This is a genomic window from Moraxella sp. CTOTU47579 (assembly GCF_032004885.1).
Classification (GTDB): Bacteria; Pseudomonadota; Gammaproteobacteria; order Pseudomonadales; family Moraxellaceae; genus Faucicola; species Faucicola tetraodonis.
This window is the reverse complement of the sequence record NZ_DALZOJ010000008.1, coordinates 83,655-110,208: the sequence shown is the minus strand read 5'-3', so window position 1 is coordinate 110,208 and position 26,554 is coordinate 83,655. Positions and strand designations below refer to the sequence as shown.

The window sequence follows — 26,554 nt, the reverse complement described above, 5'->3', positions numbered from 1 at the left end:
GGGTTTGATTCTTTCATATAGCTATAATACTATATTTTATGGGTTTGGTATAAGTTATATTATTGCCAGTTAAGTTTGATAAGCTTATAACGTCAATCCAAGCTGATGACCCATTTTGATTTTGCTGATAACTTTTGGTAAAGTAATCGACCAAAAAATCGCCTAAGCAAATTTTTTTGACCATGTTTTTTAGCGGTCTAGTAGACGCAATACAACATAAGCGGTACAACATAAGCAGTACAAGATAATAAGTTAGGACATTATGGATAACCCAATGCAAAGCCAAGCCAGCGCAAATCAACCAGCCACTTCATCCCAACACAATGCTGCATCTATGAAATATGCTGTGATTTTTCCAGGACAAGGCTCGCAGAGTGTGGGCATGCTACAAGATTGGGCAGCCCAGTATCCTACTGTCAAAGCAACGTTTGATGAAGCCTCAAAGGCGCTTGGGTTTGACTTGTGGGCGATATGCCAAGGGGCGTCAGGTGCCGCGTCTTTGGATGATACCGCGTATACCCAACCTGCACTATTGACCGCTAGTATGGCGATTTGGCGAGTGCTGCGTGATGAGCTTGATTTACAGCCGGCATATGTTGCAGGGCATTCACTGGGCGAATACAGTGCGCTGTGTGCCGCTGGGGTATTGAGTTTGGCAGATGCTGTAAAGCTGGTGCATCAACGCGGTCAGTATATGAGCGCCGCCATGCAATCACAAACAGGTAAAATGGCAGCGATTTTAGGTCTGCCCGATGAAGATGTACAACAAATATGTGAGGCTGTGGTAGCGGCGCATACGCAGGCAGTGGTCAGCCCAGCCAATTTTAATGCGCCAGGGCAAGTGGTGATTGCAGGTAATGTGGCAGGCGTGGATTTAGCGTCAGAGAAAATCGCTTCACTCGGTAAAAAAAGCATGCCGCTTAAAGTCAGTGTACCGTCACATTGCCAACTGATGACACCTGCCACCGATAAGCTTGCCGCAGAATTAGAAAACGTGACATTTAACCCACCCAGTATTCCGGTGATACAAAATCGCCATGCACGGGTAGAAACCGATGTCACTGCAATCAAACACGCCTTGATTGAGCAGCTCAATATGCCCGTGCTATGGTCGACTATTGAGAATAATTTAGCAGACGCACAAGTCACCTTACAAATCGAATGTGGAAGCGGTAGTGTGCTGACAGGACTAGCCAAACGCCAAGCGCAGAAAATTACCACACTAGCGACCGATACAGTGGCTAAACTAGACAATATAAAACAACAATTATCAGCCCAATAAAAAAACCAAGGAAGTATATGACTCAACGTATTGCATTAGTGACAGGCGCTAGCCGTGGGATTGGTCAAGCAATCGCCAAACGTCTGGCAAATGAAGGCTATCTTGTCATCGGCACTGCTACCAGTGAAGAAGGCGCAGCGGCAGTCAATGATTACCTACAGGAATTGGGTGGTGCAGGTCGCGTGCTCAATGTGCAAGATACCGAGCAAATCAACCAGTTATTTGATAGCATTGAAAAAGAATTTGGCAATGTGCAGGTGCTAGTCAACAATGCCGGCATTACCCAAGATGGTCTGCTCATGCGGATGGATGACAATGCCTGGGAGCGCGTGCTCGACGTGAATTTGACCTCGGTATTTCGTACCAGTAAACGCGCCATGAAAGGCATGATGAAAGCGCGGCAAGGTCGTATCATTAATATCACTTCCGTAGTCGCTGCGATGGGCAATGCCGGACAAACCAACTATACGGCAAGCAAAGCAGGCATTGAAGGGTTTACCCGCTCACTGGCTCGGGAGATTGCGTCACGCCAAATCACCGTCAACTGCGTGGCACCGGGCTTTATCGACACTGACATGACCAGCGAGCTTGATGAAGCATTGATTCAATCCATGCTTAATACCGTTCCGCTAGCCAGATTGGGCAAACCTGAAGACATCGCCGCTGCGGTAAATTTCTTGGCAAGTGAAGAAGCAGGTTATATTACCGGTACCGTGCTTGACGTCAATGGCGGCATGTACATGTAAATGGTTTAGCCTGCCAAACACCAACCTAACGAGCGTTAAAATGCAGTTTTTGAACTTAAAATACAGTTTTTGAAATAGTAACAGGTTGCATTATTTTATTTTGAAATAGGCAATGAGCATGATAATATGCTCTAATATGTAGTTTACTCGATATATCATATACCCCAATGCAAGGAGAGAAGCATGAGTAACGAAATCGAACAAAAAGTAAAAGCCGCAGTAGCTGAGCAATTAGGCGTGAATGCAGAAGACATCAAAAATGAATCTTCATTTATGGATGACCTCGGTGCAGATTCACTTGACCTTGTTGAATTGGTGATGTCTTTTGAAAACGAATTTGGTATTACCATTCCTGACGAAGACAGCGCACAATTGACCACGGTGCAAAGTGCTATCAGCTACGTACAATCAAAATTGGCTAACTAATTGCTAGTTATTTAATTTAGCCGCTTACTTATCACTTAGTTAAGCGGCATTTTACCCCAGTTTTAGCGATAAAATTGGGGTTTTTATTTGTTTAAAATCAGCTCCAACACAAACTTCGTCCCGATAAACGCCAAGCCAAGCAAAATCACACCATATAGCGTCATATTAGCCGCGCGTTGACCTCGCCAGCCAAAGCGCCAATGTCCAACCAATAACGCCCCAAATACCAGCCAAGACAACAGACTAAACACAGTCTTGTGTACCAAATGCTGCGCCAGTAAATTGGTAGTATCGATAAAGCCCAACAACAGCGAAATCGACAATAGGCCAAAACCGACAGTAATCATATCAAACAGCAAGGCTTCCATGCTTTGGAGTGAAGGGAGTTTATCGACCCAGACACGGTGAAAGGTTTGACGTTTGAGTTCGCTGATTTGTAGCCGTAGCATAATCGCGGCAATCGCTGCCATAAATAGTACCGAATAGGCAGCCAAAGACATGATGATATGGGCTTGTAAGATAGGACTGATGGTTGATAGCGGGTGATAGGGTGCATCGCCAAAAAAACCAATCATCATGCCCAAAAATGCCAACGGCGTTGCCAAAATCCCAAGCGGCAAAATTTGGCGATAAAGACAAAACCCCCAATAAAATAACAGCATAAACAATGTCGTCAACGACACGACATTAAAAATATTAAAGTTTAGCCCGCCTTGGGTAATGATATCAGGATATAACACCACCGCATGACCCAATAACCCAATCAGCAATTGCCCAAGCACCATGCTTTTACGGATGGGCTTTTGTTGCGTAACTGCCCACATCAAATAGACGGTAGTTAAGCCATAACAGACTAACGCAAGTACAAAGATTACAAACACCCTAGCCTCATCAAAAATCATCAAATACGTGCAAAATGCGATGGTTATACTAGCATGACCCATGCAACAAATCGCGATTTTATCGGTATTATATTAGCAGTTTTAGCTAATTTAGCATAAAATAGTAAGATTATAAAATTGATAGCAATAGATTAGAGAAATTATATGTTTGAAACCTTAACCGAACGCCTGTCGACGAGTTTACGTAGTATCTCTGGTACAGGGCAGCTAACTGAAGACAACATCAAAGACACCTTGCGTGAAGTGCGTATGGCACTACTAGAAGCTGATGTCGCCTTGCCAGTGACGCGCGATTTTGTGTCACGGGTAAAAGACAAAGCCCTAGGTCAAGAAGTCCTTAAAGAACTCGCCCCAGGTCAAGCCTTTGTTAAAATCGTCTATGATGAACTGACCGAGATGATGGGCAGTGCTAACCAATCACTTGAAATGACAGGCAAACCACCTGTAGTCTATCTACTAGCGGGTTTGCAAGGGGCGGGCAAAACCACCACAGCCGGTAAACTTGCCAAATATCTGCAAGAGCGCCATAAGAAAAAAGTCATGCTAGTCTCTGCCGACGTCTATCGCCCCGCAGCAATCAAGCAGCTTGAGCAAGTCGCTGAGCAAGTCAAAGCCAATTTTGTGCCATCAAGTGCTGACCAAAACCCGATTGATATCGCCAAACGCGCCATCGAACAAGCCAAAGTACAGTTTCAAGATATTTTGATTATCGATACCGCAGGTCGTCTGCACATCGACGAAGCCATGATGGACGAGATCAAAGCCTTAACCGCAGCCGTCACCCCGTCAGAAACCTTGTTTGTCGTTGACTCAATGACCGGTCAAGATGCGGCAAATACGGCAAAAGCCTTTAATGATGCGCTACCTTTGACCGGCATGATTTTGACCAAGACTGATGGCGATGCGCGCGGTGGTGCGGCGTTGTCGGTACGTGCCATCACCGGTAAACCGATCAAATTTTTGGGTCGTGGTGAAAAACTTGATGCGCTTGAGCCCTTCCACCCTGAGCGTGTGGCACAGCGTATCTTGGGCATGGGTGACGTGTTGTCACTGGTCGAAGAAGTCGAGCAAAAAATTGACCGCGAAAAAGCCGAAAAAATGGCGAAAAAAATCCAAAAAGGCGGCGAGTTTGACCTTGAGGATTTGCTAACCCAATTCCAACAAATGAAGAATTTGGGCGGCATGGCGGGCTTCTTGGATAAGATGCCAGGCATGAGCGGTGCGGATGTTCAAAAAGCGGTATCAGATGCCAAACCAGAAGAAAAGGTCAAAGAAATGGAAGCACTCATTCATTCCATGACCCCATTTGAACGTAAAAACCCCGATAAAATCAACCCAAGCCGTAAACGCCGTATCGCGGCAGGCGCGGGTAAAGACGTACAGCACGTCAATCAGCTGTTAAAGCAGCACAAGCAAATGGCAAAAATGATGAAGATGCTATCTGACCCATCGGGCATCAGCAAAATGATGAAAGCAGTGCAAGGGTTGACCAAAGGCATGGGCGGTGGCGGTGGTCCATTATTTGGACAAAACAACCAAGCAGGCGCAAATACCACGACAGTTAATGGTCAAGCCAATCCAGTTGCGCCAAAATTCAAAACCCGTTTTTAAAATTTTAATCGCAGGATTGTACTTTCAAAGCCCGTATGCATTACGGGCTTTTTTATTCAACTAAGGAATAATGAAAGTATTAAATATTCCAAGACAGTATAATTAAAAATCCTTACTATATTTTCAATCATTAAGCCATTGGATGTTTAGCTTGGCACTTTGAAAACTTATGAGGAAAACATGACAAACGCGACCCAAAATCACCCATTAATTACCCGTACGCAATCTAAAGGTAAAATCTTTGCATTAGCCGGCATCTCAGTGATGGCAGTGGCAAGCTTAACTGCCTGCCAAAAAGCCCCGCCCAAAAACGATAGCACGGCCAGCGCTTCAGCCGCTAACGGCAATGGTGTATCTTTGCTAAACGTATCTTACGATGTGTCCCGCGAGTTGTATAAAGAATACAACCCGATTTTTACGGGGCAGCAAAAACAGACCGTCACTATCCAGCAGTCGCATGGCGGCTCAAGCAAACAAGCCTTGAGCGTTGCCAATGGGCTTAAAGCGGATGTGGTGACCATGAACCAAACCTCAGATATAGAACTGCTGGTGAAAAAAGGCTTGGTGGATAAAAACTGGCAACAAGCGTTTCCCAATAACGCGGTACCTTATACCAGCACCATGGTACTATTAGTTCGCAACAACAACCCCAAGCAAATCAAAGACTGGGATGACTTGGCAAAACCCGGTGTCAGTATCGTGATTGCCAATCCAAAAACCAGTGGTACAGCGCGATATGGTTTCTTGGGTGCGTATGGATATGGCTTGCACCACTTCAATAATGACGAAGCCAAAACCAAAGCGCTGGTGAAGCAAATTTTGAGCAATGTGGCAGTGTATGACAGTGGTGCAAGGGCAGCGACAACAAGCTTTTTACAACGAGAAATCGGCGATGTGCTGATTACCACAGAGAATGAAGCACAAATCACCAAAAAAGAATTTGCTGATAAAAACTTACAGATTGTTTATCCCAGTTATTCGGTCAAGATTAATAACCCTGTTGCTGTGGTGAATGCCGTTACCGAGCAAAAAGGTACCACTGAATTGGCCAAAGCCTATTTAAAAGGTTTGTGGGATACACCTGCCCAAGAGATTATGGCCAAGAATTATTTGCGTCCTGTGGATGCGGCGACTTTGGCAAAATACCAAAGCCAATTTCCTGCAATTGCCACGTTTGAGCCAAATCAAGTTTTTGGTAGCTGGGATGAGATTATGAGCAAGTTTTTTAAAGATGGCGCAATTTTTGACCAATTGGCGGTAAAAAAATAGCCGTTGCCCTAGCGATTGGCTAGGGTGGTTAAGTCATACTTTAAGGCATCAAAACACACATCGGCAGCAAAGCCCCGATATTGCAGAAATCGCAGTTGACGGGCTTTTTCTTTAGGCTCTGTCGGGATGGCATCACCGTATTTTCGTACCCGTGCTGCCACCGCTTGGGCAAGCCAATCCACTTCATAGGCATCATCTAGCTGCTCATTTGGCTTGTCTGATTCGATATCATTGAGTGATAGATCCTCAAAAAAATCATTGTGCGTCTCAATCCATGCATTAATCGCACTGACCGAACGGACGGTGGTTAATCCATGTTTTTTTAACGTTTGAAAAATCCGCTGGGTACCATGCTGCTTGCCGATACCTTCTTTGATCAATGCAGACGTCATACGCTCATCGCTTTGATAGCCTTCTGCTTCAAATTCGCTCAAAAGCGCTTCGATAGCCGCCGCATCACATCCTTTTGCCAGTAGTTTATCCCGCAGCTCTTTTTTAGACTGCTCACGCCGCCCAAGATAATAAAACGCGAGCCAACGCATGTAGCTCTCGGCTTTAAGCTTGTCATGGTAAGCTTGGCGTTGTTCATCAGTCATTAACTGATTTTCGATAGTTTCTAACAAGGATTTAGGATTTGGCATAGCGGTTTTAACCGTGACTAAAAAAAGCTAACAGGCTGGGGAACAAGTTGGACGGTTTAAAAACAAAAACCCCAGTAAAAACTAGGGTTTTGGGTAGCCAAGCAATTATTGCATACCTTCGACAAACTCAGGGGGTTCAACGTCATGCGCTTCTTCTGGCACAGGTTCGACATTACCAAGCTTAGCAGCGCGCACTTTGGCTTCAATCTCTTGGGCGATTTGTGGGTTTTCTTCCAAGAATCTAATGGCGTTGGCTTTACCTTGACCAATTTTACTGTCATTGTAGCTGTACCAAGCGCCCGATTTTTTGACCGCATCAATATCGACACCCAAGTCAACCACTTCACCTAGATGATTGGTACCTGTCCCATACATGATGTCAAATTCTGCTTGGCGGAAAGGCGGTGCCAGTTTATTTTTGATGACTTTAACGCGGGTCTCAGAACCGACGATGTTTTCACCGTCTTTAACCGCACCAATACGACGAATATCCAAGCGTACCGACGCATAGAATTTAAGGGCGTTACCACCCGTCGTGGTTTCTGGCGAACCAAACATGACACCGATTTTCATACGAATTTGGTTAATGAATACCACCATACAGTTAGAGCGTTTGGCGTTACCGGTAATTTTACGTAGCGCTTGGCTCATCAAGCGCGCTTGCAGACCCATGTGGCTGTCGCCCATCTCGCCTTCAATCTCTGCACGTGGAGTAAGCGCGGCGACCGAGTCAACAACAATCATATCTACCGCACCTGAGCGCACTAGCATATCGGTGATTTCAAGCGCTTGTTCACCGTTGTCAGGCTGCGTGACAAGTAAAGCGTCGACATCAACGCCCAATTTTTTGGCATAAATAGGGTCTAGCGCATGCTCAGCATCGATAAAAGCACAGGTACCGCCTTGTTTTTGACATTGGGCGATTGCTTGCAAGGTTAAAGTGGTTTTACCCGAACTTTCAGGACCATAAATTTCGACGATACGACCCTTTGGCAAACCGCCAATGCCCAGTGCAATATCCAAACCCAATGAGCCTGTGGAGACTACATCCACGTTGATTTTTGCTGACTCATCACCTAGGCGCATGATGGTATTTTTACCGAATTGTTTTTCAATTTGTGATAAAGCGGCAGTTAAAGCTTTGGCTTTATTGTCGTCCATAAGGACTCCTTGTCATAAAAAAAGTTAATAAAAAAGGGAAAAATATAAAAGTAGGGATAAGTTAAAAAAGAAGTGAATTGATAAGGCTATAATAACAAAATATACGAAAAATTATAGGATTAAATCACTGATATACGACATATATTGTCGCTTATGATTGTTAATAATTAATTAAAAATAACATGAGAAAATCTCTAAATAAATGGATGTTTTTTGGGTGTTTTCAAGGCATATTTTGCAACAAAAATCCCCACTAACAAAGTGAGGATATGCAATGCGCGTCGCCAATATTGAGGCTTAGTACGCCGCATCTTCTGGTGAATCATCGGGCAGGGGTTGGGTGTTACTAGGTATGACAGAGCTAGGTATGGCGGAGCTAGGCATGGCAGTGCTCGGATTTGAGTCGGCTGTCGCTGCCAAATAGCTTTGCGGATGATGGTGAGTGATTTTTGCTTCTTCATGTGCCAGTGAGCGCGCCGCTTGACGTAGCTCAAATTTTTGCACTTTACCTGTCGAGGTTTTTGGAATTTGCGCAAAAATAATATGTTTGGGCACTTGGAAACCTGCCAAATATTTACGGCAATGGGCAATGATATCTTCCCGATCTAGCGTCGAGCCTTCGCGGATTTCGATAAAGGCTACCGGTACTTCACCCCATTTGTCATGGGGAGCAGCAACCACCCCACAGCTTTCCACTTCGGGCATACGATACAGCACGTTTTCTACTTCGATACTTGAAATATTCTCACCGCCCGAGATGATGATGTCTTTGAGCCGATCCATAATTTTGATGTAACCATCCGGGTATTTGACGCCCAAGTCACCGGTCTTAAACCAGCCACCGTTAAAGGCTTCTGCGGTGGCCTTACGGTTTTTTAGATAGCCTTTCATCACCATATTGCCGCGGATAGCCAGCTCACCAATTTCGCTACCATCAGCTGCAACTGGGTTGGTGGTGCCTTGTTTGAATACATCAAACCCCGCTAGCAGATGTGAGTTCATGCCTTGGCGGGATTTTTTTTGCGCGCGTTCACTGACAGTCAAATCATCCCATTCTGGGCGCTCAACACACAAGGTGACGGGGCCATATACTTCTGTCAAACCGTAGACATGCGTGATTTTAAAGCCCATTTCTTCCATTTTGGCAAGCAAAGATTCAGGGGGTGGCGCGCCTGCAACATTACAACGTACTTCATGTTTGATGGCTTTTTTCAGCGCTTCATTACCATTGGCAATCATGTTGTGCACGATAGGTGCGGCGCTATAATGGGTGACTTTTTCATCGGCAATCAACCGTAAAATCAAATCAGCATCAATTTTGCGCAAGCACACATTGGTACCCGCGCGCTCGCCAATGCTCCAAGGAAAGCTCCAGCCGTTACAGTGAAACAAGGGTAGCGTCCATAAATACACAGGGTGCTTTGGCATATCCCAATCTAAAATATTAGAGACAGCATTTAAGGTCGCACCACGATGGTGATACACCACGCCTTTTGGGATGCCTGTGGTACCTGATGTGTAGTTGAGCGCGATGGCATCCCATTCATCAGTTGGTTTTTCCCAGTTGTCTAAGTCGGTTCCTGAGGCGATGAATTCTTCATACGTCATGTTGCCAAACTGTTCAGTGGGCGTGACAGCAGGGTCGGTGGCATGAATGATAATTAAGTTGGGAAATGACTCTTGAACCAGCGCAATATGCTGTTCAAACTCAGTATCGACAATCAATACTTTCGCTTCACTGTGCTGTAGGCAAAAGACCAAAGCATTGATGTCCAAACGGGTATTTAAGGTACATAGCACACCACCAGACATCGGTACGCCAAACGCGACTTCAACCATGGGTGGGGTATTGGGCAGTAGCACTGCAACAGTATCGTCTTTATCGATGCCCAGTTTTTTTAGGGCATCCGACATTTTGCGGCAGCGATTATAGGTTTCGCCCCAACTTTGACGTAGGTCATTGTGCTCATAATCTTTATACACTATCGCCGTTTGATCGGGATAGATGCTAGCAGTACGCTCAATAAAATCAATGGGAGTAAGCGGGGTATAGTTGGCAGGATTTTTTTCCAGCCCTGTATGGAAGTTTGGCATAACGACATCCCTGTAGTTAATAAATAAACGCCTTTATCATAACAAGGATTTTGACCAAATCCTATATATCAATCTGCTTTTTCACAAATATAAAAAAATGACAAAAACAGACAGCCCGCCTGTTATTTTATAAGCTAGCAAACCCAGTCAGGGTTTAGTCTTCGACAAATACGCAGCCAAGGGTGAACACACCGATATTTGCTATAGAGACACTGGCGGCAGGAAGAACTTCGGTGTTAACGTAACCGCGTGACGATAAATAGTTAAGTAGTGATTTAGTATGAGGGTTTAAATTACCGCTAAGCACATACATTGTACCTTTTTTACCATTGGCGGCGGTGATGGCAGCATCCGCGAGTCGCTCAATACATTTTTCAAAACTGCGCACCTTTTCAAAGGCGACCATTTGACCTGAGTCTTCCATTTTTACAATCGGTTTAATACCGAATAAATTGGCGAAAAAGCCGACTGGCGCTGAAATACGCTTGGTACGAATCATACCTTTAAGGTTATCAACTGCCAAATAGATATGGATTTTATCGCGCAGGCGGTTGATTTCGGTGATGATTTGTGGGACTTCCATGCCTTGTTTGAGTAAGCGTGAGGCTTCTTGTACAAGAACCGCTTCGCCATGTGAAATCGTGCGTGAATCATAGAGATAAATTTTCATGCGATGACTAAACATCGAGCTAATATTGAGCAAGTTATTGTAGGTTTGGCTTAAAGAAGAGGATAAACAGATGATTAAAACTTCTTGCACATCTTCTTTGATGAGTTGATAAAAGAATTCAATGAGCTGATTTTCAGTGGGCGCTGAGGTACTGATTTCGATATTGGGGTTATCGAGTAGAACACGCGACAGCCTATCTAGGCTTAGGTCTTGTCCATCTAGATAATTGGCACCGCCCATATGGATATTCATCGGCAACATTTTGACATTGTCTGGAATGCCAAGGTCGTCTAGACATGACGTGGACGTGCTAACAATCATTTTCTTCACAGTAATTTCCCTCCTGTTGTACTTTTATCCTAGCGTGATATTAACATTGTCGCAAAAATAAGCATGATTTTTTTGTAGACTCATCGGGACAAAATTTGCCTTATGCTTTCAAAGATGACTATTTATAATAGGTTGACCTAATTTTGGTTTGATGTATGCTTAAGGTATGTTGATATAGCTACATTGCGTGACCACATTGACGAATTGATTATGATAACGAACTCATTTACAAAATGACAAGATTAGTTGCTTAATGTGACCAAATAGTGAAAGGAAATTACTGCCAAGGATTATTTATGTCAAATAACAGCCAGATATCTACTCATAACACCCATTATCCGCATATTTTTGAACCCCTGGATTTAGGATTTACCACGTTAAAAAATCGTATTGTGATGGGCTCGATGCATACAGGGCTTGAAGATCGGTTCTTTAACTATCCAAAGCTAGCCGCTTATTTTGCCGAGCGCGCCAAAGGGGGAGTTGCCATGATGATCACGGGCGGTATCTCGCCCAATCATGAAGGTTGGTTAGTGCCGGCAGGCGGAACGCTCAATCACAAAGGCGATGTAGTCAATCATCGTAAAGTCACCAAAGCTGTGCACCAATATGACTGCAAAATCATCTTGCAAATTCTTCACAGCGGTCGCTATGGTTATCATCCATTGGCGGTATCAGCCAGTGCCATCAAATCGCCTATTTCACCCTTCAAACCTCGTCAAATGAGTGAAAAAAATATTTTGGCGACTATCAAAGACTATGCCAAAACTGCCAAACTTGCACAAATGGCGGGCTATGATGGCGTCGAAATCATGGGTTCAGAAGGCTATTTACTCAATCAGTTTTTAAGCAATCACGTCAATCAGCGCACTGACCAATGGGGCGGTAGTCTAGAAAACCGTATGCGTTTTGCTCTTGAAGTTATTAAAGCGGTACGCGAGGCGGTGGGAGAAGCGTTTATTATCACCTTCCGTTTATCGATGATTGACTTGGTGCCCGATGGCAACACCATGGATGAAGTCATTACTATCGCCAAAGCCATCGAAAAAGCTGGCGTGACCATAATAAATACGGGGATTGGCTGGCATGAAGCACGTATCCCGACCATCGTCACGTCAGTGCCACGCGCAGCGTTTGCCGATGTGATTGCTGAAGTCAAACGCCACGTGACTATTCCTGTGATTGCTGCCAACCGTGTCAATATGCCAGAGACTGCCGAGCAGCTGCTAGCAGAGAACCAAGCTGACTTGGTACAAATGGCGCGTCCGTTCTTGGCAGACCCAGACTGGGTGGCAAAAGCCAGTTTAGGACAAACTGACTTAATTAATACCTGTATTGGCTGTAACCAAGCGTGTCTAGATCATACATTTGACAATAAACGCTCAACTTGTCTGGTCAACCCCCAAGCCTGTTATGAAACCGAACTGGTCTATAAACCTGCCAAAAAAGCCAAAAAAATTGCCGTAGTGGGCGCAGGCATGGCAGGGCTATCAGCGGCGACGGTCGCCGCCAAACGCGGTCATCAGGTCACTTTGTTTGAAGCACAGGATAAAATCGGCGGACAGTTTAACTATGCCAAAGTGATTCCAGGTAAAGAAGAGTTCTTTGAAACCATCCGCTATTTTACCAATTTGGTGGACAGTTTAGACATTGAGCTCAAACTCAATCATAAAGTAAGCAAAGAGGAACTAGAGTCAGGTCAGTTTGATGATGTGATTATTGCGACAGGCGTTGTTCCACGGGCGCTTGACTTTGAAGGGGTGGAGTTACCGCAAGTAATGAGCTATGCCGAATTGCTATCGGGTCAAAAAGTCGCAGGTAAGCGAGTCGCGGTAATCGGTGCAGGCGGAATTGGTTTCGATGTTAGCGAATATTTGACCTCCACCCATGTGAAACCGTTTGAAAAAGATGCGCAAGGCAAGGTGATTTATCAACCCCATCCGCAAAGCGTAGCCTCATGGAAACGTGAGTGGGGTGTGGACACCAACCCACACTATGACAGCGAAGGTGGACTGGTAAAACCAGAGCCCATTACCCCGACCCGTGAAGTGTATTTGATGCAGCGTAAAAAAGGTCGCTTGGGGGCAGGTCTCAATAAAACCTCAGGCTGGGTGCACCGTGCTCATATCAATAAGCATGGCGTCAAACAGGTGAGCGGCATTGGCTATGAGAAAATTACCAATGAAGGCATTTGGATTACTAACCCAGACGGTCATAGCCAATTATTGCGCGTTGATAGTATCGTTATCTGCGCGGGGCAAGAATCGGTCAATGACTTGATGCCTGCGGTGGGTGATGACTTGACAGCCCAATATCACTTGATTGGTGGGGCAAAATTGGCAGGCGAATTGGACGCTAAACGTGCCATTCGCGAAGGCGCGGAAGTCGCTGCCATGTTGTAGCAGCTTTTACTATCTCATAAAAAAGGCGATGAATGAATGTCATCGCCTTTTTTATGTTGGCCGCTTATTATTGAATGGCATCAGACGCCAAGAAAAAATTGCGGGCTTGCTGAGAGTCAATCAGCTTGTCTACCGCACCTTGCAAATCATGCGTAGTATGGGGCTGCTCAATCATCTCGCGAATGGTGTCATACAGCCGTGAAAACAACGAGAAATTACTCTGTATCAAATAACTCATAATTAACTCGCTCACCCCCGTCACCTCCAAATCAAGCGACGTCTTAAAGCGCAGCTCGCCGTCCATCACATCCATTTCCAAATTACCAATCATCAAATCATAATTTAGATAAGCCAGCATGGCGAGCATCTCAGGACGATTGGCTTCAGCAATCGCCGTAGGATAAATACTGTACACCGCAATCAATTGCTGCTCACTAAAAAAACGAATCATACAACCCCAATGCCGCTCTTTATCTGACACTTGCATCGTATAATGATGAATGCTTTGCTCATCTTGTTCGCTGGCAGGGTGATACATAAATTGATAACCCATACTGGCTAAGATATGCTCTATGTCATCGGGGGTAATCGGTTGTAGCTCGAATTCGTCATCTGCATTTAGCGCGTCACTGGCTAAAATCGGTTCATCTTGTGAATGGCTATCCTCATCAAACGCTGGATTGATTCGATTTTTAGTAAAAGGCTGATAGCCAGTAGCTTCGGTATGCTCGCCTGACTCAGCACAATGACTAGGGTCAGTTGTTTTATCGGCTACAGGGAGCGGCGCTGATTTTTCAGCAGTAAAGAACAGTTTTAGGCGTTGCCATAAACGCTTCGGATTTTTGGACATTGATTTCACTTACCCAACAAAAAATAGCTAAAAATAGAAAGAAAAACGAAAAGCAGAACAGTTAAAAAATAAAAAAAGTTAACAAACAGGTTGGTAAAACTTTGACGCTATCACCAAGCTTTATATGGATACTTTATATTGATAATAGCAAAGACCTGTCGCAAGTTAGTATATAATAAGCGTTCTACACAACTTTAGCCAATTATCTATACAATGGGTATAGGGCTGTGATTTATCAATTTAATCTGTTATCTATTTAATGACTTGCAAATTTTAACCAATGCTATGCCAAATCCAACACCCACTGCTATACCTACCTTAACGACCAGTTCGCTGCTAAACTGTCACAATGTCACTATACAACGTGGCGAATTTCCGCTGTGTGAAGCGGTGAATTTGGTGCTAAACCGTGGCGATATTTGTCATTTGGTGGGTGAAAATGGCACTGGCAAAACTACATTTTTGATGCAGCTTGCAGGGTTGATTCCTGTTTTAACCGGTGATATTAGCTGGCAGGGCAAGGCAGGGCTACCTGTGCAGCCATTTTATGTGGCGCACCAATTGGGTATTCATTTGCAACTCACCGTTGAGCAAAATTTGCGATTTTTGTTAGCCTTGTATGGTATCAAACCAAGCGCAGATGCTCTTGAGCAAGCACTCGATTGGGTTGGGTTAGCAGGTTATGAGAAAATCAACTGCTATCAACTCTCGGCAGGGCAGACGCGCCGCGTGGGTTTGGCACGCTTGCTGTTTGCGCTGGAGTATGTAGCGCAATTTCCTTGCTGGCTACTTGATGAGCCGCTGACCGCGCTTGATGTCAATATGATTGCCAAAATTGAACACTTGATGCAGACATTCGTTCAGCGCGGCGGGGCAGTGCTCATGACCAGCCACCAAACTGTCGCCGTCGCCAACAAGCAATTAGATTTAACTTTGTATATGGTTTAGGGGCAACTGCAATGATTGATTTTTCTGCCCTGTGGCAACGCGAATGGCAAATCAAACAGCAAAACAAAGTGCAGTGGTTATATCCACTGGTGTTGTTTTTAATTATCATCACCTTATTTCCACTGGCGATGGGCACCGAGCCAAAATTACTGCAGCAACTGGGCGTGCCTGCGGTATGGATTGCAGCGTTATTGTCGCTGATTATGGGTATGGAAAACTTATTTCGCCCAGCCCTCGATAACGGTACACTGGCGCAATTGGTTGTCGCTCGTGCCTCGATTCCCACTTGGGTACTAGTACGGCTCATCGTGCATTGGCTAACCAGTGCGGGTATGGTGTGTCTGCTCGCATTTTTGGCGATGCCGCTTTTTGGTTTGACGAGCCAAGCAGCCATTGCCCTGAGTGCTTCTATTTTGGTGGGCAGTCCGATTTTGTTGTGCTTATCAGCGATTGCCAGTAGCTTGACATTATCGCTAAAAAACGGCGCGGTGTTGGTGCCATTGATTTCGTTACCGATGCAGCTCCCTGTGCTGATTTTTGCTACGGGGGCAGTGGGGCAATTTGCCATGGGGCTGAACGGTTATCCGATTTTAGCACTATTACTGGCGGGCAGTATTTTGGCAGTCATCGTCACGCCTTTTGTGATTGCATTTTCATTAAAACTGGCTTGGTTAAGCTGATGATTTTTAGATGAAAAAATCCCCAAATACCAGTAAAATAAGCGAACAAATATCTTATTGTTGATGGCTTACATTCATTTTAGAAAAAAAAGCAAGGCGCATTCCATGGCAGAAATTACCCCAAACGTTGGCAAAAATGGCTTTTTTTCTCGCCTTTGGCAAGGATTTCTTAAAACTGTTGGCACCAAAGAGTTTTATCGTATTTTTGCCCCTTGGGTGAGATATTTAGCTGTCATTGCTGCGCTGCTATTAGCGGTGGGTGCCGTTTGGGGATTAGCGTTTGCGCCTCCTGACTATTTGCAAGGCAATAGCTATCGCATTATCTTTATCCATGTCCCCACTGCCAGTCTAGCCATGTCAATTTATTTGGGCATGGCAATTTTAGGGGTGATTTTTTTGGTCTGGAAAATTAAAACCGCCAATTTGGTTGCCCAAGCGATTGCGCCGATTGGCTTCATGCTTTGTGTGTTAAGTTTACTTACAGGCTCTATTTGGGCAAAGCCTACTTGGGGCACATACTGGGTATGGGATGCGCGTCTCACTTCTATGCTGATTTTGGCGTTTTTATACGCAGGCGTGATGGCGCTATTTGCTGCATTTGAATATACCGCTAGTCGTGGTAAAGCGGCGGCGATTTTATCGATTGTAGGTGCGGTTAATTTGCCGATTATCAAATATTCTGTCAATTGGTGGAACACCCTACACCAAGGCTCGACATTTACCGTAACTGAGCGTCCAAAAATGCCGCCTGATATGTATATTCCGCTGTTGCTGATGATGTTAGGCAGTTATTTTTTGGTGGCTGCGCTTACCATCTATCGTACCAACACCTTGATTTTGCAACGCGAAAGTAGCAAACAGTGGGTGATTGATGAGTGCAAACGACTATATCGTTAAAGTGTTATCGTTAGAGCCTGCTTATTGACATAAAGTATCGCCATTTAACTAGCGATAGCTTTAATCCTATGCCATCAATCTATTCTCTAAACCTACATTCAAACCTGAGGTGACCAATGAGCCCGTATTTTCGTAATTTTGCCGAGTTTATCGCCATGGGTGGGCATGGTAGTTATGTGTGGTCAACTTGGCTACTGACTTTACTAGGCATTATCGCGCTCGTCTTTTTTAGTCGTAGTCAGCGTAAAGCGACCTACCGAGATATCACTACCCAGCAGGCGCGCCAACAACAGCGTCATCAACGTACGGCTAAGGGCAGCGGATAATAGTATTTATCGCCCTAATCAGTGTTATAATAGACAAGTAGCCCCATAGGGTGTGGTTCATCAAAAGTGAGATGAAAAAAAGCGATGAATAAAGTACGACAAAAAAAATTAATGTGGGTAATGGCAACCTTATTTGGCGCAATCATTGCCGTCGTCCTTGTAATTTATGCGGTAGGACAACAAACCGACTATTATTTTGACCCCACAGCCATTAGTCAAGGCAAAGCACCTGAAGATACCCGTATCCGAGCAGGGGGCATGGTCGTGCGTGGTAGTGTCGAGCGAGATAGCACAGACCCACTCAATGTCAAATTTAAAATCACCGATTTTAAATCCACCGTACCGGTATCTTATAAAGGCATCTTACCAGATTTATTTGCCGAAGGTTCGGGCGTGGTAGCTACGGGTTCGCTTGAAGGCAATACTTTTGTAGCAAGCGAAGTATTAGCAAAGCATGATGAGAATTATATGCCGCCTGAAGTGGCAAAATCACTAAAAACGCAGCATCAAGCCAATGGCACTGATGTCAACCAAGCGCAGTTTATGCCAGCTACCCCTGTTAAACAATAAATTCACTTAGCTAAAAAGCCACTTAGGTAAAAAATTAATTAGCTAAAAAATCAGCGGGCTAAGAAAGCCATGTAGCTAAAAAAGTGGGCATTGACCCACTTTTTTAATATCTAAATAATGTTAAAAATTTTATGCCATACAAAATCTTTAACCATAAAATTTTTAAGCATAAAAAAAGGAAACCGCTCGGGTTTCCTTTTTGTTCAGTTTAAAAAACTGATTATTTTGCAGCAGATGCAGAAGCGTCAGCAACGGTTGCAGCAGCAGAAGCGGCAGCGTCAGCAACAGCAGAAGCTGGTGCGGCAGCAGATGCAGTGTCTACAACAACAGTAGAAGCGTTAACAGTTGCAGCAGATGCAGTTACTGCTGGTGCAGAAGCTTCAACAGTGGTAGTAGTTGATGAAGCAACTGTAGTTGAAGCAGTGGTAGAGGCAGCAGCTGGTGCAGCTTCTTCTTTTTTGCTACATGCAGTCATAGCTAAAGATGCAGCAACTAGACTTGATACAGCGATTAATTTAACGTTCATTACGTGTTCTCCTAAAGAAAATAACCCCGTATTCACTCGACGATACTCTAAATAAAGAGTTTATTTAGAATTAAAGACACACGGGACATGAAACTGGCAATATTGTAGCGGAAACTTAGTCAAGATAGAATAACTTTCGCATAAAAAAATATAATAAATCTGATAAAAGGTTGTAACAAAATAACACCGCAATCACAAATACAACTTTTTAGATTTATTGATATCGCACGAGAAAGATATCTTTTTTAGCTTTTCGCGGAAAATGACGTATTATACGCATAAAAATATGGCAAAGATATCTTTATTTTTGTAAATTTACAAAATTTTTTCTATTTCCCGTACTGTATTAAATAATACCAAAAAAATAATTTTTTTTTGGCAATAAATGGTTAATTTTAATCAGGTTTGGCAGATTTTAGATAGGTAATAATAAGTTACATTAGTGGTATATTGTTAGGGTTTATTGTCAAAAATCTGTATAAAACTACGATTTCACACAGTAATTTTTAGGCAAAATGCTACAATGCCAAAATAAGCATATTATAAAAGCAAGATAGTATTTAAGGAGGTATTGGTATGAAGTGGGAAGATCGTGATGGTAGCTCGAATGTATTAGTCAGCGGCGGTAAAGCCGTGGGTGGCGGTATTGGTACTATTATCATTGGTTTGATTTTATGGCTGGTGTTTGGTATGAATCCTATGACTGCGATGCAAACAGGTTCTGCAATCACAGGTGGCAATAGTAGCGGTCAACAAACCCTTGACCAGCAAACGGCTGACCGCGACCAAAAATTTGTCTCAGTGGTGTTAAAAGACACGGAAGAAGTGTGGGGTCAGATTTTTAGTGAAAACAATATGCAATACCAACAGCCTAAATTAGTGTTATTTAATGGTATGGTACGTTCGGGTTGTGGTAATGCGTCTTCAGCGACAGGGCCTTTTTACTGTCCTGCTGACCAACGCATCTATCTTGATACCAGTTTTTTCCAAGAAATGCGCCAAAAACTGGGTATCACAGGTGACCAAAATGGTTCAGGTGATGCACAAAACCAAGGTAAAGCAGGTGACTTTGCACAGGCTTATGTCATTGCTCACGAGGTGGGTCACCATGTACAAAATCAGTTAGGTATTAGCCAAAAAGTAGATGAAGCCAGTCGCCGTGCCACGCAAGCGCAAGCCAACAATTTATCAGTGCGTCAAGAACTACAAGCGGACTGTTTTGCGGGTGTTTGGGCAAACCGTAACCAACAACGTGTTCAATTCTTAGAGCAAGGCGATATTGAAGAAGCGATTAATGCGGCGGAGCAAATCGGTGATGACCGTTTGGCCCAAGCCAGTGGTCGTGCCGCTGTCCCTGATAGCTTTACCCATGGTACCAGTCAACAACGTATGACGTGGTTTTCACGCGGTTTAAAATCGGGTGATATCAACCAATGCGATACTTTTAGTGGTGCAATTTAAGTAGCGTTGCGATTTAAGCCCAAAGGACGCCAATAAAAAAGACACCAACAAAAAGCTCAACACCAGGTTGAGCTTTTTCATTTCTATGAGTCAGCTAATTAACAGGATTAAGCGGTAACATGATTAAGATTTATCTTTACGCGTCATTTGCTCAAAGAATTCATCATTGGTTTTTGAGTCTTTAAGTTTTTCTAGCAAAAATTCGGTAGCTTGTAGTTCATCCATGGGGTGTAGCAGTTTGCGCAGAATCCATACTTTGCGTAGCATCGCTTCATCCATCAAACGCTCTTCACGGCGAGTGCCCGATTTTTTGATATTGATGGCAGGGAATACCCGTTTTTCGGCAATGTCTCGCTCAAGGGTAATTTCTTGGTTACCTGTCCCCTTAAACTCTTCATAAATCACCTTATCCATGGTACTGCCTGTGTCAATCAAAGCGGTTGAAATAATGGTCAAGCTACCGCCTTCTTCGACATTACGTGCGGCACCAAAAAAGCGTTTTGGGCGTTCTAGTGCATTGGCATCCACCCCACCAGTCAATACCTTACCCGATGAAGGCAATACCGTATTATAGGCGCGGGCTAAACGCGTAATGGAATCGAGTAAAATCACCACGTCTTGTTTGTGCTCAACCAAGCGTTTGGCCTTTTCAATCACCATTTCGGCGACTTGTACGTGACGGGTTGGCGGCTCATCAAAGGTCGATGCGACCACTTCACCACGCACCGTACGCTGCATTTCGGTCACTTCTTCAGGACGCTCGTCAATGAGCAGCACGATGAGATAACATTCTGGGTTGTTTTTGGTGATGGATTGCGCGATAGATTGTAGCAGTACAGTTTTACCCGCTTTTGGTGGGGCGACAATAATCGAGCGTTGTCCTTTACCAATCGGGGCAATCAAGTCAATGATACGGCCGGTTAAGTCTTCTGTGGTACCGTTACCCAGTTCTAGGCGAAGCTGCTGGGTGGGGAAAAGTGGGGTTAAATTTTCAAAAATCAGTTTGTGGCGAGAGCGGTCTGGGGTATCGAAGTTGATTTCGTTAACTTTTAATAGGGCAAAATAACGCTCAGAATCCTTGGGTGGGCGAATCGTCCCTGCGATTGAGTCACCCGTCTTGAGATTGAAACGGCGAATTTGGCTCGGACTCACATAGATATCATCGGGACCCGCTAGGTAAGAGCCTTCCGACGATCGTAAAAAACCAAAGCCATCGGGCAAAATCTCAAGCACGCCATCCCCATAGATAGCTTCACCGTTTCGGGCGTGGGTTTTTAAAATGGCAAAAATGATATCTTGTTTGCGACTACGGGCCATGTTTTCTAGACCCATTTGCTCGCTAATCAACAACAATTCAGCAATCGATTTTTTCTTGAGTTCAGTCAAATTCATAGGTAAATCATCAATAACTAATTTTGAACCACCTCAAAACGTGAGTCGAGCAAAGGCGCTGCATCGTTTTAAGACAGTAGGGTGTGAAGAGAATATAAAGAGAAAAAAATAGAAACGTTTGAAATGATTAACTGAGCGTTGCAAACAGACAATACCAAGTACTAAACCAAATAATAGTAAATGCCTGCTAACGTAACGTTAAGCATATCGATAAGATAGTTATTTTGTGAGACACACTATACGACTTGACATATTCATTTGTCAATGTATGGGCATAAAAAACCGCGATTTTTTTACTCACAAGTATCAAAATCGCGGCGAATCTCACTGGTAATTATCAAAAAAATATACCGTTACCAATATAAAAATTCAATTTAACCTATTAACCTACGCTAATGATTCTTACCCTAGCGATTATAAGTGTTTGTTGATAAGAGCAGTCAATTGGGCTTTTGGTTGCATACCCATAGTAGCATCCACTTTTTCACCGTTTTTGAACATAAATAAGGTAGGGATACTACGGATACCATATTGTGCAGCTAGGTTTGGATTTTGGTCAACGTCGATTTTAACAATTCGCGCTTTACCCTCATATTCTGAAGAAAGCTCGTCTAATACAGGGGCAATGGCTTTACATGGACCACACCAAGTTGCCCAAAAATCAACCAATACTGGGGTATCTGATTGTAATACTGCTTTTTCAAAAGTACCTTCATCGGCATGAATAACTGAAGACATAGTAACTCCTACGTGTTGATGTTGTTAACTGTTAGGTTTTGGATTACGGTTAAGTAATGACCCAAACGCTTGTTTTTGCCCAGTGCTTGTTTTTGCCTAATAAAAAAATCTTAATATTGGATACAATCAAACAGTGATAGAAACAATGATAGGATAATGAAATCTATTAAACAGACACCCAACGGCAAATTAATTTATAGTGATTATTATGATAGGGTCATCTTAGCATAACACAACCCCAAAACAGGGTATGGCTATGGTTAATTGTTTTGATAGTTATGATAAGAAACATTAATGGTATCTAACTAATCGTATCTAAATGATTGTAACGATAGAATTTTTTAGAAAATATTAAAGTCAATTTTTTTCATCAATGGACAGGTATCGCGGGAGGCAAAAGTTGCAGTTGCAATAAAATGGCTTTTACTCAGGGGTGAAAATGCGTAAAATGGTGTCTAATCGAATTATTGACTTTAACCGACACTAAGTGACATATGCCTGACTTACTTGCTAACAACGAACTTATGGCCGCCATTGATATTGGCTCAAATAGCTTTCATCTTGCCATCGCGCGGTTAGACCATGGGGAAGTACGCAAATTAGCATCAATGTCAGAAAAAGTGCAGCTTGCCGCTGGACTTGATGAAAACAACTATTTGTCGCTTGAGGCACAAAAACGCGGGCTGGATTGTTTGACCCGTTTTGTTGGACGACTAGACGCTGTTTCCCCACAGCGGTTACGGATTGTGGCTACCAATGCCCTGCGCCAAGCCAAGAATGCGGATGAATTTATTCGACAAGCCAATTTAATTTTACCCAAACCCTTAGAAGTCATTGCTGGGCGAGAAGAAGCGCGTCTAATTTATTTGGGAGTTTCTCATACCAATGCCAGTACCGACAAACGCTTGGTGATTGATATTGGGGGTGGTTCGACGGAGTTTATTATTGGTAAAGGCTTCGACCCAATTTTGACCGAAAGCCTACAGATGGGCTGTGTTGCCTTTACCAAATCCTATTTTACTGACGGCGCTATCACCGAAAAAGCGTTTGAAAAAGCGATTGCTGCGGCGAGAAAAGAAATGCTGGGTATTAGTCGTTTGTACCAAAAAACGGGCTGGGACAGTGTCACGGGCTCAAGCGGCACGATTAAAGCGGTCAATCAAATTTTGGTGCAACTTGGGCTTGCCGATGAAAATGCTCGGGTGACCTACAGCGGTGTCAAAGAAATCCAAAAGTTACTGATTAAAGCAAAACATATCGACAATATTGATTTTGCCGATATTAAAGACACTCGTAAAGCAGTGCTGCCGGCTGGTGTCGCGGTGCTGTTGGCAGCGATGAATGTTTTGGGCATTGATACCATCTCTTATTCAGATGGTGCGCTGCGCGAAGGCGTCATGTACGATATGCTCGGGCGTTTTGCCAGTGAAGATGTGCGCGATCGCAGTGTACAAGCCTTGATGACGCGTTATTCGGTGGATAGAAAACAAGCAAAACGTGTGGTAGGTACCGCGCAGCAGCTGTTTGACCAAGTGAGAAATCGTTTGGGGCTTGATGAAGAGGATGCGGATTTACTTCGCCGTGGTGCCTATCTATATGAAATTGGTCTTGCCATCAGCCATAGTAGCTATCACAGGCACAGTGCCTATTTGCTGGAAAATTCGGATATTGATGGGTTCTCACAAGTCGATAAAACACGCTTGTCGCAGCTCGTCATGCACCATCGCCGTAAATTAAAACCTGATAGTTTGGATGAAGTCAAAATGGTGGGCGGTGACAATCTGGTGTATTTAACCCTGATTTTACGCCTAGCGGTACTGGTGCATCACAGCCGTAGCAAACATGATACGCTACCGATTCAGCTAGCGGCTAAAGATAACCATACTTGGGAAGTTTTGGTAAATTTAGCGGATGATAACGCAAGTCTTGTGCTGTCAGATTTGCAAGATGAAATTGATATTTGGCAAAAGTGGGGCATGAGCTTATCCGTTACTACTTATGAGCCAGCTATTGCGTAAGTAAATAGTTAAATAAACAGCTAAGTAAATAGCTAAGCAAATTTTTAAATTTTAAATTAAGAGCTTAGGTCTGTCATACGATATTAAGATGACAACAGTCGCAGTAAAACAAGGGAATAACGACAATGAGTGTTTGGGAAAAAGTACAGCTTGCACGTCATGCAAAACGACCATTATTTTTGGATTATGCCAACCAGCTTTTCACGGAATTTGATGTGCTGCAAGGGGATCGCGCGTATGCCGATGACAAAGCGATTTTGGGGGGTATGGCGATGTTTAACGACCAGCCTGTCATGCTGATTGGTCAACATCGTGGTCGCAGCACCCGTGAGCGTATTGAATACAATTTTGGTATGGCAAACCCAGAAGGCTACCGCAAAGTAGTTAGACTGGTGCAAATGGCAGAACGGTTTAAATTGCCGGTGTTGACCTTTATTGATACCCAAGGCGCATATCCTGGCGTGGGTGCAGAAGAGCGTGGTCAAGCGCAAGCGATTGCCCAAAGTATTGCGGTATTTTCATCCTTGAATGTGCCTGTGATTGCCACGGTAATCGGTGAAGGGGGGTCAGGCGGTGCACTGGCGATTGGCGTCGCTGACCGTATCAATATGCTAGAAAACAGCATTTATTCCGTGATTTCGCCTGAAGGCTGTGCATCGATTTTGTGGAAAACGGCTGAAAAAGCACCGCAAGCCAGTGAGGCGTTGAAACTCAGTGCAGCAAATTTAAAATCCCTTGGCTTAATTGATGAAGTCATCGGGGAAGGCGAGGGCGCACATATCAACAGCGATGTGGCTATGACCAACCTTAAAGCCACGCTGGCGCAACAGCTAGCGGTGCTTATAAAGCTTGATGAGCAAACGCGTCTGCAACAACGCTATGAAAAACTGATGAGCTTTAATTCTACGGTGTCCTTACCAAAAGCCTCTGCTTGATTGTCAGTGATTTAACCTATTTTAATTTTTAATGATTTATGGGCGTTTATTTATGCGCCCATTATTTTATCCCATTTGTTTTATCTCATTTGTTTTATCTCCTGGTTTTTCTCTCGCCGCATGAGCTTGAGCACTATTTCGTCTATCCCTATGTCGTCTATCCTTATGTCATCTGTCCCTTTGTCACCTGTCATTGAGGCGATTAAGCAAAGTTATCAAACCCATATCAACCCGCACCCCAAGGCTGCCACTAAAATTTATATTGCGTGCAGTGGCGGGCGAGACTCGATGGCATTACTGTTCGCCTGTCAGCAGCTACAACTACCCATTCATGTGATTCATATCAACCATAAATTGCAAAAAGTCAGTGATGACTGGCAACAACTGGTAGAAGGCTATTGCCACAAGCACCACATCGACTATGACAGCGTTTGTATCGAGTGGCAATCGCAGCAAGTTTATGCAGCCGATAGCCCAATCAGCCATGAACAACAAGTCAACGAACAACAAGTTAGCAAGCAACAAGCCAATGAACAGCAAGTCAATGAACAACAAGCCAGAACCGCCCGCTATCATGCCATCATACAGATTGCAGGCGAAAATGCCATTGTTGCCTTGGCGCATCACGCCAACGATCAGGTGGAAACCTTGTTGATGAACCTATGCCAAGGGACAGGATTGGCAGGACTGACAGGGATGACGGCGTTTGCGGTGCAACACGAATTTGGCACACCCATTTGGTTATGGCGTCCGTTGCTTGGAGTAACGCGTGATGAGATTAGCGACTTTGTAGTGGCGCAACATATCCCTCATGTCGATGATCCTACCAATTTTGGCGTAGCTAATCAGCGCGCTTTTTTACGTAATCAGATTTTGCCACTCCTTGATGAGCGCTTTCATAAAGTAGTGCAAAATATCACCCGCACCCAGCAAAACCTAACCGAAGCGCATCACATAGTCGATGACCAATATCAACAAGATTTGGCGCTATGTCAGCGCTCAAATGGCTGGACAAGTCATCAGCAATGTTTGCATATCCCCAATCTAAAATCATTGAGCCAAGCAAGACGCTTTAATCTATTGCATCATTGGGTCAAAGGCTCACAAAAATTTGCCCCCACTCGGCGATTGATTGTACAAATTGAGCAGTTACTACAATCAGCGCAAACAGACCAGCAAGCGATTTTGCAGTGGCAGGGGATTGAGATTAGAAAATACCGCGATACGTTATACCGTCTTGATGCCGATTATGTGAAGGCGATTCATGGCAAGTCAGATAACAAGGTATTAGCCAATTTGACTGCTGATGTGGGGCTATCTGAGGAATTATCTGTGGGGCTATCTCTAGAATTGGCGCTTGCTATCAGAGCCGTGTTGCCCAATGAGTCTTTTCAATTATTGTCACAATCTTTTCACCAATCGTTTAAAAAACTGTGCCAACGATTTGATATTCCTAGCTGGGAGCGACAATTTGCCAAAGTGGTCATTATGGATGACAACAATGAAAAGGCACCCATTGCATCTCAAACACCAAAACGGTTTGCTTTATTATTGCCGAATATCAGTGTTTGGCTGGCAGATGCCGGTGAGCTGAATTTGGCTACCCAAGCAGCTTGTCCGTGGCACTTGGTTTGGACAGACAGTCTTGATAGTGAATCTCATTGATTTAAGCCTGTCAT

23 protein-coding genes and 1 pseudogene are annotated in these 26,554 nt (G+C 44.0%); 15 read left to right on the top strand and 9 right to left on the bottom strand.

Annotated features, from left to right (window positions below):
• Window positions 1–334: 334 nt before the first annotated feature.
• From fabD to acpP, 3 genes are all read left to right on the top strand, one after another.
• Window positions 335–1,282: an ACP S-malonyltransferase gene (gene fabD / locus RTP55_RS07715; RefSeq protein ID WP_312385374.1), complete on the top strand. Its 948-nt coding sequence runs from the start codon at window positions 335–337 to the stop codon at window positions 1,280–1,282.
• Window positions 1,283–1,299: 17 nt separating this feature from the next.
• The gene (gene fabG, locus RTP55_RS07710) at window positions 1,300–2,028 is read left to right on the top strand and encodes a 3-oxoacyl-ACP reductase FabG (RefSeq protein ID WP_312385367.1); all 729 of its coding nucleotides are present in this window, start codon (window positions 1,300–1,302) and stop codon (window positions 2,026–2,028) included.
• A 183-nt stretch (window positions 2,029–2,211) separates the two neighbouring features.
• Window positions 2,212–2,454 carry an acyl carrier protein gene (acpP, locus tag RTP55_RS07705; RefSeq protein ID WP_007115622.1) on the top strand — a complete coding sequence of 81 codons (243 nt, stop codon included), beginning with the start codon at window positions 2,212–2,214 and terminating at the stop codon, window positions 2,452–2,454.
• Window positions 2,455–2,537: 83 nt separating this feature from the next.
• Here the strand turns inward: acpP and RTP55_RS07700 are convergent, their stop codons facing one another.
• On the bottom strand, window positions 2,538–3,335 hold the full coding sequence (locus tag RTP55_RS07700) for a cytochrome C assembly family protein (RefSeq protein ID WP_172460484.1): 798 nt from the start codon (window positions 3,333–3,335) through the stop codon (window positions 2,538–2,540).
• A gap of 165 nt (window positions 3,336–3,500) precedes the next feature.
• On the opposite strand from RTP55_RS07700, the gene ffh reads away from it, so the two are divergent.
• Both ffh and RTP55_RS07690 read left to right on the top strand, forming a co-directional pair.
• The gene (gene ffh, locus RTP55_RS07695; RefSeq protein WP_219332179.1) at window positions 3,501–4,967 is read left to right on the top strand and encodes a signal recognition particle protein; all 1,467 of its coding nucleotides are present in this window, start codon (window positions 3,501–3,503) and stop codon (window positions 4,965–4,967) included.
• Between the two features lie 180 nt (window positions 4,968–5,147).
• Entirely contained in the window at window positions 5,148–6,236 is a 1,089-nt protein-coding gene (locus tag RTP55_RS07690; protein WP_312385364.1) for a sulfate ABC transporter substrate-binding protein, read from the top strand.
• A gap of 8 nt (window positions 6,237–6,244) precedes the next feature.
• On the opposite strand, the gene RTP55_RS07685 is transcribed toward RTP55_RS07690, so the two are convergent.
• The 4 genes and pseudogenes from RTP55_RS07685 to RTP55_RS07670 all read right to left on the bottom strand — a co-directional run bounded on the left by RTP55_RS07685 (window position 6,245) and on the right by RTP55_RS07670 (window position 11,123).
• On the bottom strand, window positions 6,245–6,877 hold the full coding sequence (locus tag RTP55_RS07685) for a regulatory protein RecX (protein ID WP_312385363.1): 633 nt from the start codon (window positions 6,875–6,877) through the stop codon (window positions 6,245–6,247).
• 105 nt (window positions 6,878–6,982) lie between these two features.
• Window positions 6,983–8,038, bottom strand: coding sequence for a recombinase RecA (gene recA / locus RTP55_RS07680; protein ID WP_007115617.1), 1,056 nt, complete (start codon window positions 8,036–8,038; stop codon window positions 6,983–6,985).
• Between the two features lie 462 nt (window positions 8,039–8,500).
• A pseudogene (locus RTP55_RS07675) lies at window positions 8,501–10,132 on the bottom strand (acyl-CoA synthetase); the annotation flags it as partial.
• Window positions 10,133–10,286: 154 nt separating this feature from the next.
• Entirely contained in the window at window positions 10,287–11,123 is an 837-nt protein-coding gene (locus RTP55_RS07670) for a DegV family protein (protein ID WP_050324569.1), read from the bottom strand.
• Between the two features lie 305 nt (window positions 11,124–11,428).
• On the opposite strand from RTP55_RS07670, the gene RTP55_RS07665 reads away from it, so the two are divergent.
• A complete protein-coding gene (locus RTP55_RS07665; protein ID WP_219332184.1) occupies window positions 11,429–13,534 on the top strand; it encodes a 2,4-dienoyl-CoA reductase FMN-binding domain-containing protein in 2,106 nt (701 codons plus the stop codon).
• A gap of 67 nt (window positions 13,535–13,601) precedes the next feature.
• Here RTP55_RS07665 and RTP55_RS07660 read toward each other — a convergent pair whose 3' ends face one another.
• The gene (locus RTP55_RS07660; protein ID WP_219332185.1) at window positions 13,602–14,384 is read right to left on the bottom strand and encodes a YbjN domain-containing protein; all 783 of its coding nucleotides are present in this window, start codon (window positions 14,382–14,384) and stop codon (window positions 13,602–13,604) included.
• A 285-nt stretch (window positions 14,385–14,669) separates the two neighbouring features.
• On the opposite strand from RTP55_RS07660, the gene ccmA reads away from it, so the two are divergent.
• From ccmA to ccmE, 5 genes are all read left to right on the top strand, one after another.
• Window positions 14,670–15,332: a heme ABC exporter ATP-binding protein CcmA gene (ccmA, locus tag RTP55_RS07655; protein ID WP_312385362.1), complete on the top strand. Its 663-nt coding sequence runs from the start codon at window positions 14,670–14,672 to the stop codon at window positions 15,330–15,332.
• 11 nt (window positions 15,333–15,343) lie between these two features.
• Window positions 15,344–16,012 (top strand): heme exporter protein CcmB, encoded by a 669-nt coding sequence (locus tag RTP55_RS07650; RefSeq protein WP_007117161.1) that lies wholly within the window; start codon window positions 15,344–15,346, stop codon window positions 16,010–16,012.
• 105 nt (window positions 16,013–16,117) lie between these two features.
• Window positions 16,118–16,909, top strand: a complete 792-nt coding sequence (locus RTP55_RS07645; RefSeq protein ID WP_312385360.1) for a heme ABC transporter permease — start codon at window positions 16,118–16,120, stop codon at window positions 16,907–16,909.
• A 116-nt stretch (window positions 16,910–17,025) separates the two neighbouring features.
• Entirely contained in the window at window positions 17,026–17,235 is a 210-nt protein-coding gene (ccmD, locus tag RTP55_RS07640; RefSeq protein ID WP_062332181.1) for a heme exporter protein CcmD, read from the top strand.
• Between the two features lie 84 nt (window positions 17,236–17,319).
• Window positions 17,320–17,805, top strand: a complete 486-nt coding sequence (gene ccmE / locus RTP55_RS07635; protein WP_040404183.1) for a cytochrome c maturation protein CcmE — start codon at window positions 17,320–17,322, stop codon at window positions 17,803–17,805.
• A gap of 220 nt (window positions 17,806–18,025) precedes the next feature.
• Here the strand turns inward: ccmE and RTP55_RS07630 are convergent, their stop codons facing one another.
• Window positions 18,026–18,331 carry a hypothetical protein gene (locus RTP55_RS07630; RefSeq protein WP_312385355.1) on the bottom strand — a complete coding sequence of 102 codons (306 nt, stop codon included), beginning with the start codon at window positions 18,329–18,331 and terminating at the stop codon, window positions 18,026–18,028.
• Between the two features lie 576 nt (window positions 18,332–18,907).
• Between RTP55_RS07630 and ypfJ the strand changes: the two genes are divergently transcribed.
• The gene (ypfJ, locus tag RTP55_RS07625) at window positions 18,908–19,792 is read left to right on the top strand and encodes a KPN_02809 family neutral zinc metallopeptidase (protein ID WP_100270536.1); all 885 of its coding nucleotides are present in this window, start codon (window positions 18,908–18,910) and stop codon (window positions 19,790–19,792) included.
• A gap of 123 nt (window positions 19,793–19,915) precedes the next feature.
• Here the strand turns inward: ypfJ and rho are convergent, their stop codons facing one another.
• Both rho and trxA read right to left on the bottom strand, forming a co-directional pair.
• A complete protein-coding gene (gene rho / locus RTP55_RS07620) occupies window positions 19,916–21,184 on the bottom strand; it encodes a transcription termination factor Rho (protein ID WP_060994528.1) in 1,269 nt (422 codons plus the stop codon).
• 414 nt (window positions 21,185–21,598) lie between these two features.
• Window positions 21,599–21,922: a thioredoxin gene (trxA, locus tag RTP55_RS07615; RefSeq protein WP_036589854.1), complete on the bottom strand. Its 324-nt coding sequence runs from the start codon at window positions 21,920–21,922 to the stop codon at window positions 21,599–21,601.
• Between the two features lie 494 nt (window positions 21,923–22,416).
• Between trxA and RTP55_RS07610 the strand changes: the two genes are divergently transcribed.
• The 3 genes from RTP55_RS07610 to tilS all read left to right on the top strand — a co-directional run bounded on the left by RTP55_RS07610 (window position 22,417) and on the right by tilS (window position 26,540).
• A complete protein-coding gene (locus RTP55_RS07610; protein WP_312385350.1) occupies window positions 22,417–23,940 on the top strand; it encodes a Ppx/GppA phosphatase family protein in 1,524 nt (507 codons plus the stop codon).
• A gap of 125 nt (window positions 23,941–24,065) precedes the next feature.
• Entirely contained in the window at window positions 24,066–24,875 is an 810-nt protein-coding gene (locus RTP55_RS07605; protein WP_100274079.1) for an acetyl-CoA carboxylase carboxyltransferase subunit alpha, read from the top strand.
• A gap of 165 nt (window positions 24,876–25,040) precedes the next feature.
• Window positions 25,041–26,540, top strand: coding sequence for a tRNA lysidine(34) synthetase TilS (tilS, locus tag RTP55_RS07600; protein ID WP_312385347.1), 1,500 nt, complete (start codon window positions 25,041–25,043; stop codon window positions 26,538–26,540).
• The last annotated feature ends 14 nt before the right edge of the window (window positions 26,541–26,554 follow it).

What these genes read in the sequence shown, in the direction of transcription:
- fabD (WP_312385374.1), top strand. Translation starts at nt 335, where the DNA reads ATGAAATATGCTGTGATTTTTCCAGGACAAGGCTCGCAGAGTGTGGGC.
- fabG (WP_312385367.1), top strand. Translation starts at nt 1,300, where the DNA reads ATGACTCAACGTATTGCATTAGTGACAGGCGCTAGCCGTGGGATTGGT.
- acpP (WP_007115622.1), top strand. Translation starts at nt 2,212, where the DNA reads ATGAGTAACGAAATCGAACAAAAAGTAAAAGCCGCAGTAGCTGAGCAA.
- ffh (WP_219332179.1), top strand. Translation starts at nt 3,501, where the DNA reads ATGTTTGAAACCTTAACCGAACGCCTGTCGACGAGTTTACGTAGTATC.
- RTP55_RS07690 (WP_312385364.1), top strand. Translation starts at nt 5,148, where the DNA reads ATGACAAACGCGACCCAAAATCACCCATTAATTACCCGTACGCAATCT.
- RTP55_RS07685 (WP_312385363.1), bottom strand. Translation starts at nt 6,877, where the DNA reads ATGCCAAATCCTAAATCCTTGTTAGAAACTATCGAAAATCAGTTAATG.
- recA (WP_007115617.1), bottom strand. Translation starts at nt 8,038, where the DNA reads ATGGACGACAATAAAGCCAAAGCTTTAACTGCCGCTTTATCACAAATT.
- RTP55_RS07670 (WP_050324569.1), bottom strand. Translation starts at nt 11,123, where the DNA reads ATGATTGTTAGCACGTCCACGTCATGTCTAGACGACCTTGGCATTCCA.
- RTP55_RS07665 (WP_219332184.1), top strand. Translation starts at nt 11,429, where the DNA reads ATGTCAAATAACAGCCAGATATCTACTCATAACACCCATTATCCGCAT.
- RTP55_RS07660 (WP_219332185.1), bottom strand. Translation starts at nt 14,384, where the DNA reads ATGTCCAAAAATCCGAAGCGTTTATGGCAACGCCTAAAACTGTTCTTT.
- ccmA (WP_312385362.1), top strand. Translation starts at nt 14,670, where the DNA reads ATGCCAAATCCAACACCCACTGCTATACCTACCTTAACGACCAGTTCG.
- RTP55_RS07650 (WP_007117161.1), top strand. Translation starts at nt 15,344, where the DNA reads ATGATTGATTTTTCTGCCCTGTGGCAACGCGAATGGCAAATCAAACAG.
- RTP55_RS07645 (WP_312385360.1), top strand. Translation starts at nt 16,118, where the DNA reads ATGGCAGAAATTACCCCAAACGTTGGCAAAAATGGCTTTTTTTCTCGC.
- ccmD (WP_062332181.1), top strand. Translation starts at nt 17,026, where the DNA reads ATGAGCCCGTATTTTCGTAATTTTGCCGAGTTTATCGCCATGGGTGGG.
- ccmE (WP_040404183.1), top strand. Translation starts at nt 17,320, where the DNA reads ATGAATAAAGTACGACAAAAAAAATTAATGTGGGTAATGGCAACCTTA.
- RTP55_RS07630 (WP_312385355.1), bottom strand. Translation starts at nt 18,331, where the DNA reads ATGAACGTTAAATTAATCGCTGTATCAAGTCTAGTTGCTGCATCTTTA.
- ypfJ (WP_100270536.1), top strand. Translation starts at nt 18,908, where the DNA reads ATGAAGTGGGAAGATCGTGATGGTAGCTCGAATGTATTAGTCAGCGGC.
- rho (WP_060994528.1), bottom strand. Translation starts at nt 21,184, where the DNA reads ATGAATTTGACTGAACTCAAGAAAAAATCGATTGCTGAATTGTTGTTG.
- trxA (WP_036589854.1), bottom strand. Translation starts at nt 21,922, where the DNA reads ATGTCTTCAGTTATTCATGCCGATGAAGGTACTTTTGAAAAAGCAGTA.
- RTP55_RS07610 (WP_312385350.1), top strand. Translation starts at nt 22,417, where the DNA reads ATGCCTGACTTACTTGCTAACAACGAACTTATGGCCGCCATTGATATT.
- RTP55_RS07605 (WP_100274079.1), top strand. Translation starts at nt 24,066, where the DNA reads ATGAGTGTTTGGGAAAAAGTACAGCTTGCACGTCATGCAAAACGACCA.
- tilS (WP_312385347.1), top strand. Translation starts at nt 25,041, where the DNA reads ATGTCATCTGTCCCTTTGTCACCTGTCATTGAGGCGATTAAGCAAAGT.